Here is a 607-nt window from a genome sequence, read left to right as displayed (position 1 = left end):
AGGTTAAGCGTGTCTTAATTACACATAAAGATAGACTTTCAAGAGATGGATTTGATTTATTTAAGTATCTTTTTGACAAATATCATACTGAAATTGTAGTAATTTCAGATATTTCTAACCCTAAAACAGATGAAGAAGAATTATTTGAAGAAATTATATCTTTGTTACATTGTTTTTCAATGAGAATGGACTCTAATAGCGGGAAAGAACGTAAAAAAATCGAAGATGTCCTAAAAAATAAGCTATAATTTAGAAATTATTTTGAGGAGGTGAAAAAGATGGCTAAGAAGGAAGATGATGAAGAATTAACACTTTTAACATCTGAATACATTATTACTGATAAAACTGGCAAGCTAAGTGAAATTGCTAAAGAAGCAAACAGTCTTTATAATGCTAGTTTGTATCAAGTAAGACAATCTTTCTTTAAAGGTAACTTACTTTCTTATGGCGATTTAGATAGCATCTTTAAAAAGAAGTATCAACAAAAAGAAAACATGTTATATCACAAGTTAGGTTATGTACAATCAGCACAACAAACCCTAAGAGAAGTCAATGGTATTTTTGGAGCGTGGTTTAAAGCTTTGAAATCATATAAAACTAACCCTAG

Annotated in this window: 1 protein-coding gene and 1 pseudogene; both read left to right on the top strand. The window is 29.0% G+C overall.

Going from position 1 to position 607, the window contains the following annotated elements; translation table 11 throughout:
* A partial coding sequence (locus JCM14209_RS08640; RefSeq protein WP_025023041.1) for a recombinase family protein occupies positions 1–248 on the top strand: 248 nt, incomplete at its 5' end.
* 30 nt (positions 249–278) lie between these two features.
* Positions 279–607: pseudogene (locus JCM14209_RS09615) on the top strand (RNA-guided endonuclease InsQ/TnpB family protein); the annotation flags it as partial.

The sequence above is a fragment of the Ligilactobacillus hayakitensis DSM 18933 = JCM 14209 genome, from assembly GCF_000615845.1.
Taxonomy (GTDB): Bacteria; Bacillota; Bacilli; order Lactobacillales; family Lactobacillaceae; genus Ligilactobacillus; species Ligilactobacillus hayakitensis.
This window is presented reverse-complemented; position numbering and strand designations above follow the sequence as displayed.